The organism is Blautia sp. MB18-30 (assembly GCF_023669475.1).
In the GTDB taxonomy this organism is placed as follows: domain Bacteria; phylum Bacillota; class Clostridia; order Lachnospirales; family Lachnospiraceae; genus Blautia_A; species Blautia_A fusiformis.
Window position 1 is genome coordinate 137,256 of sequence record NZ_JAMOYY010000002.1, and the last position, 15,934, is coordinate 153,189.

Consider the following 15,934-nt stretch of genomic DNA (forward strand, 5'->3'; position numbering starts at 1 on the left):
CTGAAACCCGCATAAACAAAGGATTCTTGAAGATTTTCATTAAAATTAGAATAATGAAAATGAAATGAGGAGAGTAGAAGTGAAAAAGATCATGAAGAAAAATCAGGTAATCATCACCTCGCTGGCCATTCTCATTGCTGTGGCCGGATATCTGAATTTCGCAGATGTGGATCTGGGATTTAAGGATAAGGAGACGAGTACAGACAGCAGCAGTATCCTGGATGACATGGATTATGATCTGACCGATGAAACAGCCCTTCTGGATGAGAACGGGGCAGATGGCACAACCCAGTCGGAGGTGATGGATACCGCATCCCCGGGCGAGGCCGTACTTACCGGTGCTTCGGATTTTGCAGCACAGGCAAAAGTCAGCAGGGAGCAGGTGCGTTCCCAGAACAAAGCGGACCTGCAGGCAATCATCAGTAATAAAGACATCAGTGATGAGGAAAAACAGAATGCCATTAACACAATGGTTTCCATGACAGATCTTACAGAAAAAGAGGCGGCTGCAGAGCTTCTTCTGGAGGCGAAGGGCTTTGAAAATGTGATCGTAAATCTGACGGGTGAAACTGCGGATGTTGTGGTGCCGGATGCAGATCTGGAGGATGCAAAACGTGCACAGATCGAGGATATTGTAAAGAGGAAAACCGGTGTGGCAGCAGAGAGCATTGTGATCACGCCTCTGAGTCAAAGTAAAAATGCATCGGATGTCATAAATACTGCAGATGAAGCTGAAAAAAATACGGGAGGTGCAGAGGATAATGCGGAAAGTACAGGTGATGAGGTGCAGGATACCGCTGCATCTGTGGAAAGCGATCCGGCGGATCAAACATCTGAGGACGCAGAGACGGCTGCAGATATCCAGAACGATCAGACTATTGATACAGAGGGAATTTACGACTGAATTGCCTTGACAGCAAAGCCTTGTCTATACTAGAATAGGAAAGGTTATAGTAAAATAGAGATATCAGAGAATATACAGGAGGCTCACGTGTCGAAGTATACGAAAGAAATAGAAAAAAGAAGAACATTTGCCATCATCTCTCATCCGGATGCTGGTAAAACAACATTAACAGAAAAATTTCTGCTGTATGGAGGGGCCATCAATCTGGCCGGAAGTGTAAAGGGTAAGGCTACGGCCCGCCATGCAGTATCAGACTGGATGGAGATCGAGAAGGAAAGAGGTATTTCCGTTACTTCATCCGTTCTTCAGTTCCATTATGACGGATATTGTATAAACATTCTGGATACACCTGGACATCAGGATTTCTCCGAGGATACCTACCGTACATTGATGGCTGCGGATTCAGCAGTTATGGTCATCGATGGATCCAAGGGTGTTGAGGCACAGACCCGTAAGCTTTTCAAGGTCTGTGTTATGAGACACATTCCGATCTTTACTTTTATCAATAAGATGGACAGAGATGCCAACGATACTTTTGATCTTCTGGATGAGATCGAAAAAGAGCTTGGTATTGCAACCTGTCCGATCAACTGGCCAATCGGCTCCGGTAAGAAATTCCGGGGTGTGTTTGATCGTAATACAAAGAAGATCCTTACCTTTTCCGATACACAGAAGGGCACCAAGGAAGGTGTGATAGAAGAGATTGATATTAATGATCCCCGTGCAGATGAGGTCATGGATCCTGAGCAGAAAGAGCAGCTGATGGAAGAAATCGAGCTTCTGGATGGCGCAAGCGCGGAGTTTTCTCAGGAAGAGGTCAGCAAAGGACAGCTGACACCGGTATTTTTCGGTTCTGCTCTTACCAACTTTGGTGTGGAAACATTTCTGGAGCATTTCCTGAAGATGACCACTTCTCCGCTTCCGAGAACTGCAGACTGCGGACCGGTAGATCCTATGAGTGATGATTTTTCAGCCTTTGTATTTAAGATTCAGGCGAATATGAACAAGGCTCACAGAGACCGTATCGCATTTATGAGGATCTGTTCAGGCAAGTTTGATGCGACCAAAGAGGTTTATCATGTGCAGGGAGACAAGAAGATGCGACTTCTTCAGCCGCAGCAGATGATGGCAGAATCCCGTCATGTTGTGGAGGAGGCTTATGCAGGTGATATCATCGGTGTCTTTGACCCGGGTATTTTTTCTATTGGAGATACCATCTGCGCACCTGGAAAGAAATTTGCCTTTGAGGGGATCCCGACCTTCGCGCCGGAGCATTTCGCACGTGTGCGTCAGATCGATACCATGAAGAGAAAACAGTTTGTAAAAGGTATCAACCAGATCGCTCAGGAAGGTGCGATCCAGATATTCCAGGAGTTTAACACCGGTATGGAGGAGATTATTGTGGGTGTTGTCGGTATCCTGCAGTTTGATGTCCTGAAATACCGTCTGGAGAATGAGTACAATGTAGATATCCGCCTGGAAACACTTCCATATGAGCATATCCGCTGGATTGCCAACAAGGAGACTGTAAAAGTAGATAAGATCGTGGGAACTTCTGATATGAAGAAAGTCACAGACCTTAAGGGAAATCCGTTGCTGCTCTTTGTCAATGCATGGAGTGTTGGCATGGTTGAGGACAGAAACCCTGATCTGGTACTGACAGAATTCAGTAAATAAGCCCTTTTATTTCATAACTTTTTTTGATATAATAGTATAAAATTACGAACAAAAATATTATATCCGTAGGAGGGTTTCCCATGGCAGAAAAAAGAACAACATATAAGATACAGGATTTGGGCGGAATCGGTGAAGTTCACATTGCAGATGAAGTTGTTGCGATCGTTGCAGGACTTGCAGCAACAGATGTGGATGGAGTTGCTTCCATGGCAGGAAATATCACCAATGAGCTGGTAAGTAAACTTGGAAAGAAGAATCTGTCCAAGGGCGTGAGAGTAACCATTCTGGAAGGAGTCGTTACCGTGGATCTGTCACTGAATATCGAGTATGGCAGAAACATTCTTGAGACAAGCAAGAAGGTTCAGGAGAAGGTTAAATCCGCTATTGAGAATATGACAGGACTTGAGGTTGCAGATGTAAATATTCATATTGCCAGCGTGGATATGGAGAACGAAAAAGGAAAGTAAACCTTTCCTTTTTTCCGTCTTAGGAGGAAATTATGAGAAGAAGAGAACAGAGAGAACATGTATTTAAACTTATGTTTATGACAGAGTTTAATTCAGAAGAAGAGATGACAGAACAGCTCTCTCTTTATTTTGAAGGTCTTGGAGAACTTTCAGAACAGGACCAGGAATATATGAAGAAGAAGTACGCACATGTGAAAGAACATCTGGAAGAGATCGATGCACAGCTGAACAGTGCAAGCCGTGGATGGAAGACAAAGCGTATGAGCCGTGTGGATCTTGCGGCACTTCGTCTGGCAGTATATGAGATGGAATATGATGCAGACGTACCGACAGGAGTAGCTATCAACGAAGCGGTAGAACTTGCCAAAAGATTTGGCGGAGATGCTTCCGGCTCCTTTGTAAATGGAGTACTGGGTAAGATCGCATCTGAGAAGGATGAAAAGAAAAACGAGGAGGAGACTGCTGACACAGAAGAGAAGGCAGCAGAAGCCCCGGAAGAGAACGCATGAGAAATGTCTATTCTGTCGGTCAGGTAAACCATTATGTCAAAAATATGTTTACCCAGGATTACTTTCTCCGGAAAGTCTATGTAAAGGGAGAGGTATCCAACTGTAAATACCATACCAGCGGACATATTTATTTTTCCCTGAAGGATGAAACAGGCACATTAAGCTGTGTGATGTTTGCGGGACACCGTAGGGGTCTTGCTTTTCGCATGAAGGACGGGGATAAGGTAGTTGCAGGCGGAATTGTAGACGTATATGAGAGAGACGGGCGTTATCAGCTTTATGCAAAAGAGATCACACTGGAGGGTGCTGGTGCCCTCTATGAGCGGTATCTGGCACTGAAACAGGAACTTGAGGATATGGGGATGTTTGCCCAGGAATATAAGCAGCCCATTCCTCATTTTATTCATACCCTTGGCGTGGTGACAGCACCTACTGGTGCAGCAGTACAGGATATCCGCAATATTGCAGGCAGAAGGAATCCATATCTGCAGGTGATCCTTTATCCGGCACTTGTGCAGGGAGAGGGAGCGGCGCAGAGTATCGTAAAGGGAATCCGGATGCTGGATGAAGCAGGGGTGGACGTGATCATCGTCGGCCGTGGAGGTGGCTCTATTGAAGATCTCTGGGCCTTTAACGAGGAGAGCGTTGCCCGTGCTATTTTTGAGTGCAGGACACCGGTGATCTCGGCAGTGGGACATGAGACGGATTTTACCATTGCGGATTTTGTAGCAGACCTGCGGGCACCTACACCATCTGCTGCAGCAGAGCTGGCAGTGGATGATTTTCGCAGTGTTCTGGAGAGCTTTCATATGTACGGAGACCGTCTGCAGCGTGCCATGAACAGTAAGACAGAACTTTTTGCCGCAAAACTTAAGGCCTATGAGAACAGATTCCAGTATCTAAGTCCGGAGTCCATGCTACGTGAAAAACGTCAGTATGCATCGGAGCTGGAGGAATGCCTGTGTTCTTCCATGAAACAAAAGCTTACAGAGAAAAGACATGAACTGGCAATATGGATCCAGCGGTTTGAGGGACTTTCTCCATTAAGAAAGCTAAATGGAGGATATGCATTTGTGTCCGACTTAGGCGGACATGCGGTGACAGAGATCAGTCAGATAAAAAAAGGTGACAGGATCTCCATTGCAGTAACCGATGGAGTCATAGAAGCAGTTGCGGATCGCATCAGGAAGGAAGAGCGATAATGGCAGAAGCAAAGAAAGAAGAGAAATCCATAGAAGATACTTTTGGGGAGCTTGATCTGCTTGCCCGGAAGCTGGAGGATAAAGAAACACCTCTTGAGGAGTCTTTCCGCCTTTACAGACAGGGAATGGAGCTCCTAAAGGATCTGAACGGAAGACTGGATACTGTAGAAAAAAAGATGCTTCAGATGAATGAGGATGGGACATTTCGTGAATTTTAAAGAAGAACTGAAAAGAAGAACAGAAGAAGCAGAACATGTGATCCGGGAATATCTTCCGGAAGAATCCGGTTTTGCAAAAACCATGGCAGAGGCTATGAATTACAGTATGACGGCAGGTGGAAAGAGACTCCGCCCGATCCTGATCAGGGAAACCTACGAGCTGTTTGGAGGAAAGGATAAGCTTTGTGAGCCTTTTATGGCGGCTATGGAGATGATCCATACACATTCGTTGATCCATGATGATCTCCCTGCACTGGATAACGATGATTACCGAAGGGGAAGGCTGACCACACATAAAGTATACGGAGAGGCCATGGGCGTTTTAAGCGGTGTGGCACTCCTTAACAGAGCTTATGAAGTAATGCTTTCCGCCTTTGATCTGACCGAGGATAAAGACCGTGTGATAGCCGCCATGCGGATCATTGCAGATAAGACCGGCATCAACGGTATGCTTGGTGGACAGAGTGTTGATGTGGAGAATGATGGGAAACCTCTGGAACACAAGATGCTGGATTATATTTACAAAAACAAGACCTCCGCATTGATCGAGGCTTCCATGATGACCGGTGCTGTGCTGGCAGGGGCATCTGAGAAAGAACTTAAGGTTGTGGAGCAGGCTGCAGAAAACATCGGGCTGGCTTTTCAGATCCAGGATGATATCCTTGATGTGACCAGTACCCAGGAGGAACTGGGAAAACCGATCCACAGTGATGAAAAAAACAACAAGGTTACCTATGTAAGCCTTGTTGGAGCCCCGGCAGCAGCCAGCAGGGTTAAAGAACTTTCTGACCATGCGGTAGAACTTTTAGACGACCTTGACAGGAAGAACGGATTTCTGGATCTTCTTGTGGAAAGTCTTGTCAGCCGCAGGAAATAGAAAGAACAAAGGAAGGGTACAAATGATTCTGGAAAAAATTAAAAAGCCAAATGATATTCATAAAGTTTCATTGGAGGATTTTCCGCGCCTTGCTGAGGAAATCAGGAGCTTTTTGATCCAGAGTGTAAGTGAGACAGGTGGCCATCTGGCATCCAATCTGGGTGTGGTGGAGCTGACTCTTGCTCTGCATAATGCGCTTGATCTTCCACAGGATAAGCTGATCTGGGATGTGGGACATCAGGCTTATACACATAAAATCCTTACAGGAAGAAAAGACGGCTTTAAGGATCTTCGTAAAGAAGGAGGTTTAAGCGGTTTTCCAAAAAGGAATGAAAGTAACTGTGATTCGTTTGATACCGGACACAGTTCCAATTCCATTTCCGCAGGACTTGGCTATGTCCGTGCCAGAGACCTGATGGGAGAGAAATACCATGTGGTTTCCGTGATCGGAGATGGTGCGCTTACCGGTGGGATGGCTTATGAAGCATTGAACAATGCGGCTGAACTGAAGACTAATTTTATTATTATCATCAATGATAATAACATGTCTATTTCCAAGAACGTAGGAGGAATGTCCACCTATTTAAGCGCTCTGCGTACAGCTGAGACTTATACAGGAATGAAGATCGGCGTGACAAAAACACTCAAAAAGATTCCCCATGTTGGAACCGCCGTGGTAGATACGGTCCGAAAGACCAAGAGCAGCATCAAGCAGCTGATCATTCCCGGAATGCTTTTTGAAAATATGGGGCTGACTTATCTTGGACCGGTAGATGGCCATAATATGCGCCAGATGATGAAGCTTTTTAATGAGGCAAAGAGAGTGGAGGGACCGGTTGTTGTCCATGTCCTTACAGAAAAAGGCAGAGGCTATGGACCGGCATCTTCCCATCCGGAGCGTTTTCACGGAACAGGTCCTTTTGACATCCAGAGTGGCAGACCCCTTACAGCAAAAACAGCGCCGACATATACGGATCATTTTTCCGGTGCAATATGTTCTTTGGCAGAGAAGAACAAAAAAGTAGTTGCTATTACAGCTGCTATGCCAGATGGAACCGGACTGAACCGATTCCGGAAGAAATTCCCGGAGCGTTTTTTTGATGTGGGTATTGCGGAAGAACATGCAGTAACCTTTGCGGCAGGCATGGCACTTGGGGGAATGGTCCCGGTTTTTGCGGTATATTCTTCGTTCCTGCAGAGAGGAATCGATCAGATCCTTCACGATGTATGTATGCAGGATCTTCATGTGATCTTTGCCATTGACAGGGCAGGATTTGTCGGAGCAGATGGTGAAACACATCATGGATGCTTTGATTTATCCTATCTGTCCATGATTCCCAATATGACAGTTATGGCTCCCAAGAATGGAAAAGAGCTTGAGGAGATGTTGAAATTTGCAGTAGAAGAGCTGGATGGTCCCTGTGCGATCCGATATCCGAAAGGATCGGCATGTACCGATATGGAAGAATGTCATGAGCCACTTAAGAAGGGCAGAAGTGAAGTGATCACTCCAGGCAGTGAGATTGCAGTTCTCGGGGTTGGCAGCATGGTTTCTGTCTGTCAGAAGGTCTGTGAAGAGATAAGAGATCACAAAATAGCAGGAGCTACGTTTGTCAATGTCCGTTTTGTAAAGCCTCTGGATACAGAGCTTCTTGATCGGCTTTCACAGAACCACAGTCTTTTGGTCACTGTGGAGGAGAATGTAAAAAGCGGTGGGTTCGGAGAACATGTATCTGCTTATATGGAAGCCTGTCATCCGGAAGTAAGAGTTCTTCCACTGGCAATACCGGATCATTTTATTGAGCATGGAACGGTGGACCGTCAGCGAATGAAAATAGGTTTAAATGTACAGGGAATCCTGGATGCGGTAGAACAGAGCTGGGAAAATCTTGTGAATAACAGAAAATAAAGGACATAGCCTTTGCAGAAGAATACGAAGCTGTGAGGCATTTTACAGCCCGGCACATAAAGAGCCGGGCTGTTGGAGGATAATATGAAAAAAAGACTGGATATCATGATGGTGGAACAGGGACTTGCACCGTCACGCGAAAAAGCAAAAGCGTATATCATGGCCGGGGAAGTATATGTCAACGGTCAGAAGGAAGACAAGGCTGGCTCCATGTTTGCTGAGACTGTCAAGCTGGAGGTAAGAGGAAAGACTCTTCCTTATGTCAGCAGAGGCGGACTGAAGCTGGAAAAAGCCATGAAAAATTTTGGCGTGACGCTGAAGGATAAGGTGTGCATGGATGTAGGCGCATCCACCGGCGGTTTCACAGATTGTATGCTTCAGAACGGAGCGGTCAAAGTCTATTCCATTGATGTGGGATATGGACAGCTGGACTGGAAACTCAGGAATGATCCAAGAGTTGTATGCATGGAAAAAACAAATATCCGCTATGTAGTACCGGACGATCTGGAAGGTCCGGCAGCATTTTCTTCGATCGATGTTTCTTTTATCTCCCTTACAAAAGTGCTTCTTCCTGTAAGAAACCTTCTCACAGAGGACGGAGAGATCGTATGTCTCATCAAACCTCAGTTTGAGGCCGGCAGAGAAAAAGTCGGAAAAAAAGGCGTTGTCCGTGATCCGAAGGTCCATGAAGAAGTCATTGAGAAAGTCAGAGATTATGCCATGAGCATTTTTATGGAGCCCTGTCATCTTTCCTTTTCTCCCATCAAGGGACCTGAAGGAAATATTGAATATCTCCTTCATCTGAAAAAACATCCGGAAGGAACAGAAGTACCTGTGAGTCTTGACGTATCCGTAGAGGATGTGGTAAAGGAAGCCCACGGACAGCTGGACTGATGTTTGGAAAGGACTGAAGCAATATGGACAGATTTTATATAATTCCAAACAGTGCCAAGGACCCGGAACTGACATTTTCTAATAGGATCATTGCCTATCTGGAGAAGCATGGTGCCAAGTGTCATGTGCAGAAGATCACCGAAAAAATGGAAGGACCGTATCATTATACGGACCCGGATGGGATTCCGCAGGATACACAGTGCATTATTGTACTGGGTGGAGATGGAACACTTCTGCAGGCTGCAAGGGATGTGGTGCATCTGGATATCCCTCTTCTTGGAATCAATCTGGGAACTCTGGGATTTCTTGCCGAGGTGGATAAAAATTCCGTGTATCCGGCTCTGGATCGGCTTCTGTCAGATGACTATGAGCTGGAAGATCGTATGATGCTGGAAGGAAAGATCTATCGTGGAGAGGAACTTATTGGAAAAGATATCGCATTAAATGATATTGTGATCGGAAGAGAAGGACATCTCCGTGTGATCCGTTTCAAGAATTATGTTAATGATGCATATATGAATTCATACAATGCAGATGGTATCATCATTTCCACTCCGACCGGTTCTACCGGATATAGTCTGTCAGCGGGAGGTCCCGTGGTTTCTCCCAGTGCCAGTATGATGATCATGACCCCCATCGCTCCCCATACCATGAACACCCGAAGTATCATTCTTTCCGGGGAAGAGGCAGTTACAGTAGAGATCGGTGAGGGAAGACATAATACTATTGAGAAAGCGGTGGCCTCTTTCGACGGGGATACCCAGATATCCATGGTCACCGGTGATCGGATCGTGATCCGGAAAGCCACAGTCAGGACAAAAATCCTCAAGCTGAACCATCTGAGCTTTGTGGAGGTTCTGAGACAGAAAATGAGTAACAGCTGATGCAGGAGGTTCAATTTTGAAAGTAGCAAGACATGAAAAAATTATCGAACTGATCCGTCAGTACGAGATCGATACACAGGAAGAACTTGCGGCAAGACTGAATGAGGCCGGTTTTAAGGTTACGCAGGCTACCGTATCCAGAGATATCCGTGCTCTGAAAATGACAAAGGTTGCAGGCAGCAACGGAAAGTCCAGATATGCGATCCTGGAAGAACATACACCGGATGTGTTAAGTGATAAATATTCCAGAGTTCTGAAAGATGCAGTGATCGCTATGAACATCGGACAGAATATCGTAGTGGTAAAAACAATTCCGGGAATGGCCATGGCGGCAGCAGCAGCTCTTGATGCCATGAAATGGCCGGAAATCCTGGGATGTATTGCCGGAGATGATACCATTATGTGTGTGGTGAAAACCTCTGAACAGGCACCGGGTGTAGTTCAGAAGCTTGGCGGGATCTTATCCAGAGGAAAATAAAATGACAGAATATGTAAATGCTTTATGCCAGAAAGGAAATCAATGTTAGTACATCTGCATGTAAAAAATCTTGCACTGATAGAGGAATCAGAGGTGGAATTCGGACCAGGCTTAAATATCTTAACTGGTGAGACCGGAGCCGGAAAATCCATTCTGTTAGGATCTATACAGCTCATCCTGGGTGGAAAAACTTCCAGAAGCATGATTCGTGAAAATGCTTCCTATGCCCTGGTAGAGTTGCTGTTTCAGGTTGAAAACACGAAAGCCAGAGAGTCCCTTGCGGCGCTTGACATCTATCCGGAAGACGGACAGGTGCTGATGTCCCGCAAGATCATGGACGGCAGAAGTATCAACAAGATCAACGGAGAGACAAGTACTGTCAGCCAGATGAAAGCAGCAGCAGCCTGTCTTCTGGACATTCACGGACAGCATGAGCATCAGTCACTTCTTTATGGAGACCGCCAGCTGGCTATTTTGGATGTATATGGAAAGGAACAGATCCTTCCTGCCAGGGAGAAGGTCCGGAAAGCTTATCAGGAGTATCGGGACTGTGTGGATCAGCTGAAAGCACTGGATATGGATGAGGAACAGCGCAACCGTGAAAAAGCCTTTCTGGAATTTGAGATCAATGAGATCGAGGAGGCAGCTCTTATTCCGGGAGAGGACGAAACACTGGAGGATCGCTACCGGAAGCTGAGCAATGCCAGAAGAATCATGGAAACAGCACAAATGGTCCGTGGGATGACCGGATATGAACAGGGCGCCGCAGATATGACCGGAAATGCCCTGAAAGAGTTTTCAAGAATTGCAGATTACGATAAGGATCTTGCACCTTTACAGGAAGCTCTTGTGGAAATCGATTCACTTCTCAGTGACTTCTGCCGTGATCTGTCCTCTTATATGGATAGTTTGACTTTTGACGAAGAAACTTTTTTTGAAACAGAAAAAAGACTGGATCTGATCAATAGTCTGAAGGCAAAGTATGGACAGACGATCCATGAAATTTTGTCTTATCAGAAGGAACAGCAGGAAAAATTAGAAAAACTTCAAAGATTCGAAGAAAATTTCCGGTTACTGAAAGAAAAACTTATGCAGGCAGAAAAGATTCTTGAGGAAGCTTCGCATGAACTTTCAGAGATCCGGAAAAAATACAGTAAACAGCTGGATGAAAAGATTATCGAAGGATTGAAGGAACTGAATTTTGAGGATGTGGATTTTTCTATCCGTTTTGACCGCAGGAAAAATTATACAGATAATGGTTATGATGCGGTGGAATATGAGATTTCCACAAATCCAGGTGAGAGCAGAAAACCGCTGGGACAGATTGTATCCGGTGGTGAGCTTTCCAGGATCATGCTTGCCATCAAAGCGATCCTTGCAGATAAGGATCAGATCGATACACTGATCTTTGATGAGATCGATACAGGGATCAGTGGGCGTACTGCACAGAAGGTCTCTGAAAAAATGGCAGTGATCGGACAGCACAGGCAGGTGCTTTGTATCACACATCTTCCACAGATTGCAGCAATGGCAGATACCCATTTTGAGATTGAGAAACATGTAGAAGGAACAGAAACCATCACCCAGATCCATCCTCTGGAAGGAGAGGAATCTGTTCGTGAGCTTGCCAGACTTCTGGGCGGTGCCCAGATCACGCCGGCTGTTCTTGGAAATGCAAGAGAGATGAAGGAATTGGCACAGCAACAAAAAAATACAAGACTGAAATAATTTATACGTTACATACTAAGAGAGGACGGCCGAAAGGTCGGTCCTCTTTTTTAACCGAATCAAGTCAGTCCCCTGCTTCAGTTGCGAAAAGCAATAAGCAGTGGGTGGGGATTTGCTTGTATCAGAAAATTACAAAGGATGTGACGTAAGATGAACAGAAAAAGAAAATATCGATGTTGGCTCCTTGTATTTCTTGCGCTGGATCTGATTCTGATGGGATGGCTGGGCTACCGGCTTCTGGACAGAAAGATCCCGGATCAGATCCTGGTGGATCATGAGGACAGCCGGGAAGTAGCCAATCTTCTTAAACGCCCTTTTATCAGCTTTGATGATGCGATCACCGTTTCAGGAAAAGACAGCTATAAGTTGCACTGCAGACTCTTGGGAGTGATCCCTTTTAAGGATGTGAAGGTAAAAAATATAACTGCAAAAGAAGTATATGCAAGCGGAGATGCAGTAGGTATTTATATGCAGACGAAAGGAGTTCTGATCATTGATACAGGCGAGATCCTTTCGGAAAGTGGGGAGATGGAAGAACCGGCCCGGGACATTGTAAAGCCGGGAGATTATATTGTGGCTTTTGATCAGAACCGGATCCAGTGCAAGCAGGATCTTCTGGAGGATCTTGCAGATCTTTGCGGAGAATCTGTAACACTGAAGGTCCGCCGGGGAAAAGAGACGATTCCCCTGTCCCTAACGCCTGTGAAAGATGAAAAAGGAAAATACAAGCTTGGAATCTGGGTGAGGGACGATACACAGGGAATCGGAACCCTGACTTATGTGGACGAAAATGGAGGGTTCGGTGCTCTTGGCCACGGGATCAGCGATGTGGATACCGGCGAACTTTTAAGTATCGCAGATGGAAATCTTTACAACGCCCAGATCCTGGGGATCCGGAAAGGAGAAAAAGGAAATCCCGGAGAACTATCTGGCCTGATCCGATACGAAGCTGACAATATCCTGGGTGAGATTTCCGAAAACAGTAAAAACGGCATTTTTGGAACTGTGGATGCTGATCAGGTGAAAAATCTGGATCTGAAGAAGATTCCTGTAGGTTACAAACAGGATCTGAAAATTGGACCCGCATCTGTTCTCTGCTGCACAGACGGCGAAGTAAAAGAATATGCCGCAGAGATCACCAGGATCGATATGAACCATGAGGATTCTAATAAGAGCTTCGTGATCCAGATCACAGATAAAGAACTCCTGGAAAAAACAGGTGGGATCGTTCAGGGAATGTCTGGAAGTCCTGTGCTTCAGAACGGAAAACTCTTTGGTGCTGTGACTCATGTATTTGTGCAGGATTCTACCGGCGGATATGGGATTTTTATTGAAAATATGACAGGCAATGCATAATCTGCAGTTGAGGAAAGAGGCACAAAAACATGGAAAAAGTCCGGGAAAAGTGCCTCTTTTTTATATGGGGAAAAATGCCGGATACAGATGGAAATACCTGCATTTTAGTGAATTTTGTGATATATAAGAGAAAAAATGTCGAAAAATATCGTACGAAAGTGTGATAAAATAACTACTTTTATCTTGATTTTACTACAGGATTTCCACTATAATAATTTTGTCGCCAGCAAGGGGAAAGCGCAGGCAGCTAACAGTGTCGGTTACTGCCGTGGTGACAGGGGGTATGTCTGGAAACCCAAGGAGATAGAAGTTAGGAGGGTCCTCATGGACAAATTAAATGTTGCAATTGCTGATGATAACGCGAAAATGACAGACATGCTCGGTCAGATGATCGAAGAAGATAAAGACCTTGAACTGGTCGGAAAAGCACACAACGGAGAAGAAATCTGTAACATAATCAAAGATAAGGAGCCGGATGTGGTGATTCTCGACATCATTATGCCGAAGATGGACGGCCTTTCCGTTATGGAGAAATTTTCCCATAACGCAAATGTCAAAAAAGTTCCAGTGTTTATCGTATTATCTGCAATTGGACAGGAGAGGATTACAGAGGATGCATTCAGTCTTGGAGCAGACTATTATGTTTTGAAGCCTTTTGACAACACCACACTTTTAAACCGGATCAAACATATTCGGAAGATTGGGGACAGAAGAGTGCGGGAGATTGCAAGGCCAGGTATCACAGAAACCAAAAAGCCTCAGCCGGAGAGGAATCTGGAAACCGATGTGACGAATATCATTCATGAGATCGGAGTTCCGGCACACATCAAGGGGTATCAGTATTTAAGGGATGCGATCATTTTGTCTGTCAATGACATGGAAATGCTCAATTCCATTACTAAGGTATTATATCCAACCATTGCGAAACGCCATCAGACAACACCGAGCAGAGTGGAGCGGGCGATCCGACATGCGATCGAGGTGGCATGGAGCCGGGGAAAGATGGATACCATTGATGAATTGTTTGGATATACTGTAAGCACCGGAAAAGGGAAACCCACGAATTCTGAATTTATAGCACTGATCGCAGATAAAATCAGACTAGAATATAAAAATCGGTCTTTAAATTAGATGAATTTTGGAGTATAATCATAAATAAAAACGGGTGTACCCAGGGAGGGGAATACAGATGAAAAAAATTCTGTTTGCTACATCAGAAGCAGTACCTTTTATCAAAACAGGAGGACTCGCTGATGTTGCCGGCTCACTGCCTAAGTGCTTTGACAAAAAATATTTTGATATACGCGTGATCTTACCGAAATATGCCTGCATGAAACAGGAATGGAAAGACAAAATGGAGTATGTGACCCATTTTTATATGGATCTGGGATTTAAGAACTGCTATGTAGGCATTATGCAGATGCAGTATGACGGGATCCAGTTTTACTTCATTGACAATGAATATTATTTCAGCGGTCCGAAACCATATGACAGTGCACCATGGGATCTTGAGAAATTTGCTTTCTTTTCCAAAGCTGTGTTATCGGTTCTTCCGGTGATCGGATTCAGACCGGATATCATCCACTGTCATGACTGGCAGACAGGACTTGTTCCGGTTTACCTTCACGATTCTTTCCAGGAGAATGAATTCTTCCGTGGAATCAAGACTGTTATGACAATACATAACCTGAAATTTCAGGGTGTATGGGATGTTAAGACTGTTAAGGATATCACAGGCCTTTCCGATTACTACTTTGCGCCGGATAAACTGGAAGCATACAAGGACGCAAACTTCCTGAAGGGCGGTATGGTATTTGCAGATGCCATTACCACAGTAAGTAATACCTATGCAGAAGAGATCAAGACACCGTTTTATGGTGAGAAGCTGGACGGACTTCTCAATGCGAGAGCCAACAGCCTGCGTGGTATTGTAAATGGTATTGATTACAATGAATTCAATCCGGAGACAGATCCGAATATCACCAAGAACTACAATGCAAAGAACTTCCGCAAGGAGAAGATCAAGAACAAGATCCAGCTTCAGAAAGATCTTGGACTTGAGCAGGATCCGAAAGCTATGATGATCGGTATTGTATCCCGCCTGACAGATCAGAAGGGATTTGATCTGATCGCTTATATCATGGACGAACTGTGTCAGGATGCGGTTCAGATCGTTGCTCTTGGTACCGGTGAGGAACGTTATGAGAATATGTTCCGTCATTTTGACTGGAAGTATCATGGCAAGGTATCTGCACAGATTTACTATGATGAGGCAATGTCTCACAGAATTTATGCAGCATCTGACGCATTTCTGATGCCGTCACTGTTTGAGCCATGTGGCTTAAGCCAGCTGATGAGCCTTCGTTATGGAACTCTTCCGATCGTCAGAGAGACCGGTGGTCTGAAGGATACAGTTGTCCCGTACAATGAATTCGAGGGAACCGGAACAGGATTCTCCTTCGTAAATTACAATGCACATGAAATGCTTGCTACGATCCGTTATGCAGAGAGTGTATATTATGACAAGAAACGTGAATGGAATAAAATGGTAGATCGCGCGATGGCTGCAGATTTTTCCTGGAACAATTCCGCACGTCAGTATGAGGAAATGTACAATTGGTTAATTGGTGAGTAAGGATTCACCGAAGCGGTTCTCGCAATAAAAAGGCGCAGACGACAGATAATATGTCGTTTGCGCTTTTTTATTGCGGGAATATACATGGATGTTATTGTATGTCTGCAAAAAAAAATATGAAGATGTTTGTTTATCAAACAGGAATTGTGCTAAAGTGAGAAAAAATATAAATGTTAATGATAAATAACTTTTGAAT

Annotated in this window: 15 protein-coding genes; all 15 read left to right on the forward strand. The window is 44.9% G+C overall.

Features of this window, described 5'->3' with window-relative positions; translation table 11 throughout:
* Positions 1–79 precede the first annotated feature (79 nt).
* On the forward strand, positions 80–904 hold the full coding sequence (locus NCY57_RS01570; protein WP_173739529.1) for a SpoIIIAH-like family protein: 825 nt from the start codon (positions 80–82) through the stop codon (positions 902–904).
* An 87-nt stretch (positions 905–991) separates the two neighbouring features.
* Positions 992–2,581, forward strand: coding sequence for a peptide chain release factor 3 (locus NCY57_RS01575; protein WP_022426368.1), 1,590 nt, complete (start codon positions 992–994; stop codon positions 2,579–2,581).
* Between the two features lie 80 nt (positions 2,582–2,661).
* Complete coding sequence (locus NCY57_RS01580; protein ID WP_015524453.1) at positions 2,662–3,048, forward strand: Asp23/Gls24 family envelope stress response protein; 387 nt, start codon at positions 2,662–2,664, stop codon at positions 3,046–3,048.
* 32 nt (positions 3,049–3,080) lie between these two features.
* Entirely contained in the window at positions 3,081–3,557 is a 477-nt protein-coding gene (nusB, locus tag NCY57_RS01585) for a transcription antitermination factor NusB (protein ID WP_015524454.1), read from the forward strand.
* Positions 3,554–4,759 carry an exodeoxyribonuclease VII large subunit gene (gene xseA / locus NCY57_RS01590; protein WP_173739528.1) on the forward strand — a complete coding sequence of 402 codons (1,206 nt, stop codon included), beginning with the start codon at positions 3,554–3,556 and terminating at the stop codon, positions 4,757–4,759. The genes nusB and xseA overlap by 4 nt, the downstream gene beginning before the upstream one ends.
* Positions 4,759–4,977 (forward strand): exodeoxyribonuclease VII small subunit, encoded by a 219-nt coding sequence (gene xseB / locus NCY57_RS01595; protein WP_021650691.1) that lies wholly within the window; start codon positions 4,759–4,761, stop codon positions 4,975–4,977. The genes xseA and xseB overlap by 1 nt, the downstream gene beginning before the upstream one ends.
* Positions 4,967–5,854, forward strand: a complete 888-nt coding sequence (locus NCY57_RS01600; RefSeq protein WP_044960972.1) for a polyprenyl synthetase family protein — start codon at positions 4,967–4,969, stop codon at positions 5,852–5,854. The genes xseB and NCY57_RS01600 overlap by 11 nt, the downstream gene beginning before the upstream one ends.
* Positions 5,855–5,876: 22 nt before the next feature.
* A complete protein-coding gene (gene dxs / locus NCY57_RS01605; protein WP_173739527.1) occupies positions 5,877–7,763 on the forward strand; it encodes a 1-deoxy-D-xylulose-5-phosphate synthase in 1,887 nt (628 codons plus the stop codon).
* Between the two features lie 84 nt (positions 7,764–7,847).
* The gene (locus NCY57_RS01610) at positions 7,848–8,657 is read left to right on the forward strand and encodes a TlyA family RNA methyltransferase (RefSeq protein WP_173739526.1); all 810 of its coding nucleotides are present in this window, start codon (positions 7,848–7,850) and stop codon (positions 8,655–8,657) included.
* 23 nt (positions 8,658–8,680) lie between these two features.
* On the forward strand, positions 8,681–9,541 hold the full coding sequence (locus tag NCY57_RS01615) for an NAD(+)/NADH kinase (RefSeq protein ID WP_173739525.1): 861 nt from the start codon (positions 8,681–8,683) through the stop codon (positions 9,539–9,541).
* A 16-nt stretch (positions 9,542–9,557) separates the two neighbouring features.
* Positions 9,558–10,019, forward strand: a complete 462-nt coding sequence (gene argR / locus NCY57_RS01620) for an arginine repressor (protein ID WP_021650687.1) — start codon at positions 9,558–9,560, stop codon at positions 10,017–10,019.
* Between the two features lie 42 nt (positions 10,020–10,061).
* The gene (gene recN / locus NCY57_RS01625) at positions 10,062–11,747 is read left to right on the forward strand and encodes a DNA repair protein RecN (RefSeq protein ID WP_092070415.1); all 1,686 of its coding nucleotides are present in this window, start codon (positions 10,062–10,064) and stop codon (positions 11,745–11,747) included.
* A 150-nt stretch (positions 11,748–11,897) separates the two neighbouring features.
* Entirely contained in the window at positions 11,898–13,103 is a 1,206-nt protein-coding gene (gene spoIVB, locus NCY57_RS01630; protein ID WP_110102998.1) for a SpoIVB peptidase, read from the forward strand.
* 324 nt (positions 13,104–13,427) lie between these two features.
* Positions 13,428–14,234, forward strand: coding sequence for a sporulation transcription factor Spo0A (spo0A, locus tag NCY57_RS01635; protein ID WP_015524464.1), 807 nt, complete (start codon positions 13,428–13,430; stop codon positions 14,232–14,234).
* 58 nt (positions 14,235–14,292) lie between these two features.
* Positions 14,293–15,738 (forward strand): glycogen synthase GlgA, encoded by a 1,446-nt coding sequence (gene glgA, locus NCY57_RS01640; protein WP_015524465.1) that lies wholly within the window; start codon positions 14,293–14,295, stop codon positions 15,736–15,738.
* Positions 15,739–15,934: the final 196 nt, after the last annotated feature.

What these genes read in the sequence shown, in the direction of transcription:
- NCY57_RS01580 (WP_015524453.1), top strand. Translation starts at nt 2,662, where the DNA reads ATGGCAGAAAAAAGAACAACATATAAGATACAGGATTTGGGCGGAATC.
- nusB (WP_015524454.1), top strand. Translation starts at nt 3,081, where the DNA reads ATGAGAAGAAGAGAACAGAGAGAACATGTATTTAAACTTATGTTTATG.
- xseA (WP_173739528.1), top strand. Translation starts at nt 3,554, where the DNA reads ATGAGAAATGTCTATTCTGTCGGTCAGGTAAACCATTATGTCAAAAAT.
- xseB (WP_021650691.1), top strand. Translation starts at nt 4,759, where the DNA reads ATGGCAGAAGCAAAGAAAGAAGAGAAATCCATAGAAGATACTTTTGGG.
- dxs (WP_173739527.1), top strand. Translation starts at nt 5,877, where the DNA reads ATGATTCTGGAAAAAATTAAAAAGCCAAATGATATTCATAAAGTTTCA.
- NCY57_RS01610 (WP_173739526.1), top strand. Translation starts at nt 7,848, where the DNA reads ATGAAAAAAAGACTGGATATCATGATGGTGGAACAGGGACTTGCACCG.
- NCY57_RS01615 (WP_173739525.1), top strand. Translation starts at nt 8,681, where the DNA reads ATGGACAGATTTTATATAATTCCAAACAGTGCCAAGGACCCGGAACTG.
- recN (WP_092070415.1), top strand. Translation starts at nt 10,062, where the DNA reads ATGTTAGTACATCTGCATGTAAAAAATCTTGCACTGATAGAGGAATCA.
- spoIVB (WP_110102998.1), top strand. Translation starts at nt 11,898, where the DNA reads ATGAACAGAAAAAGAAAATATCGATGTTGGCTCCTTGTATTTCTTGCG.
- spo0A (WP_015524464.1), top strand. Translation starts at nt 13,428, where the DNA reads ATGGACAAATTAAATGTTGCAATTGCTGATGATAACGCGAAAATGACA.
- glgA (WP_015524465.1), top strand. Translation starts at nt 14,293, where the DNA reads ATGAAAAAAATTCTGTTTGCTACATCAGAAGCAGTACCTTTTATCAAA.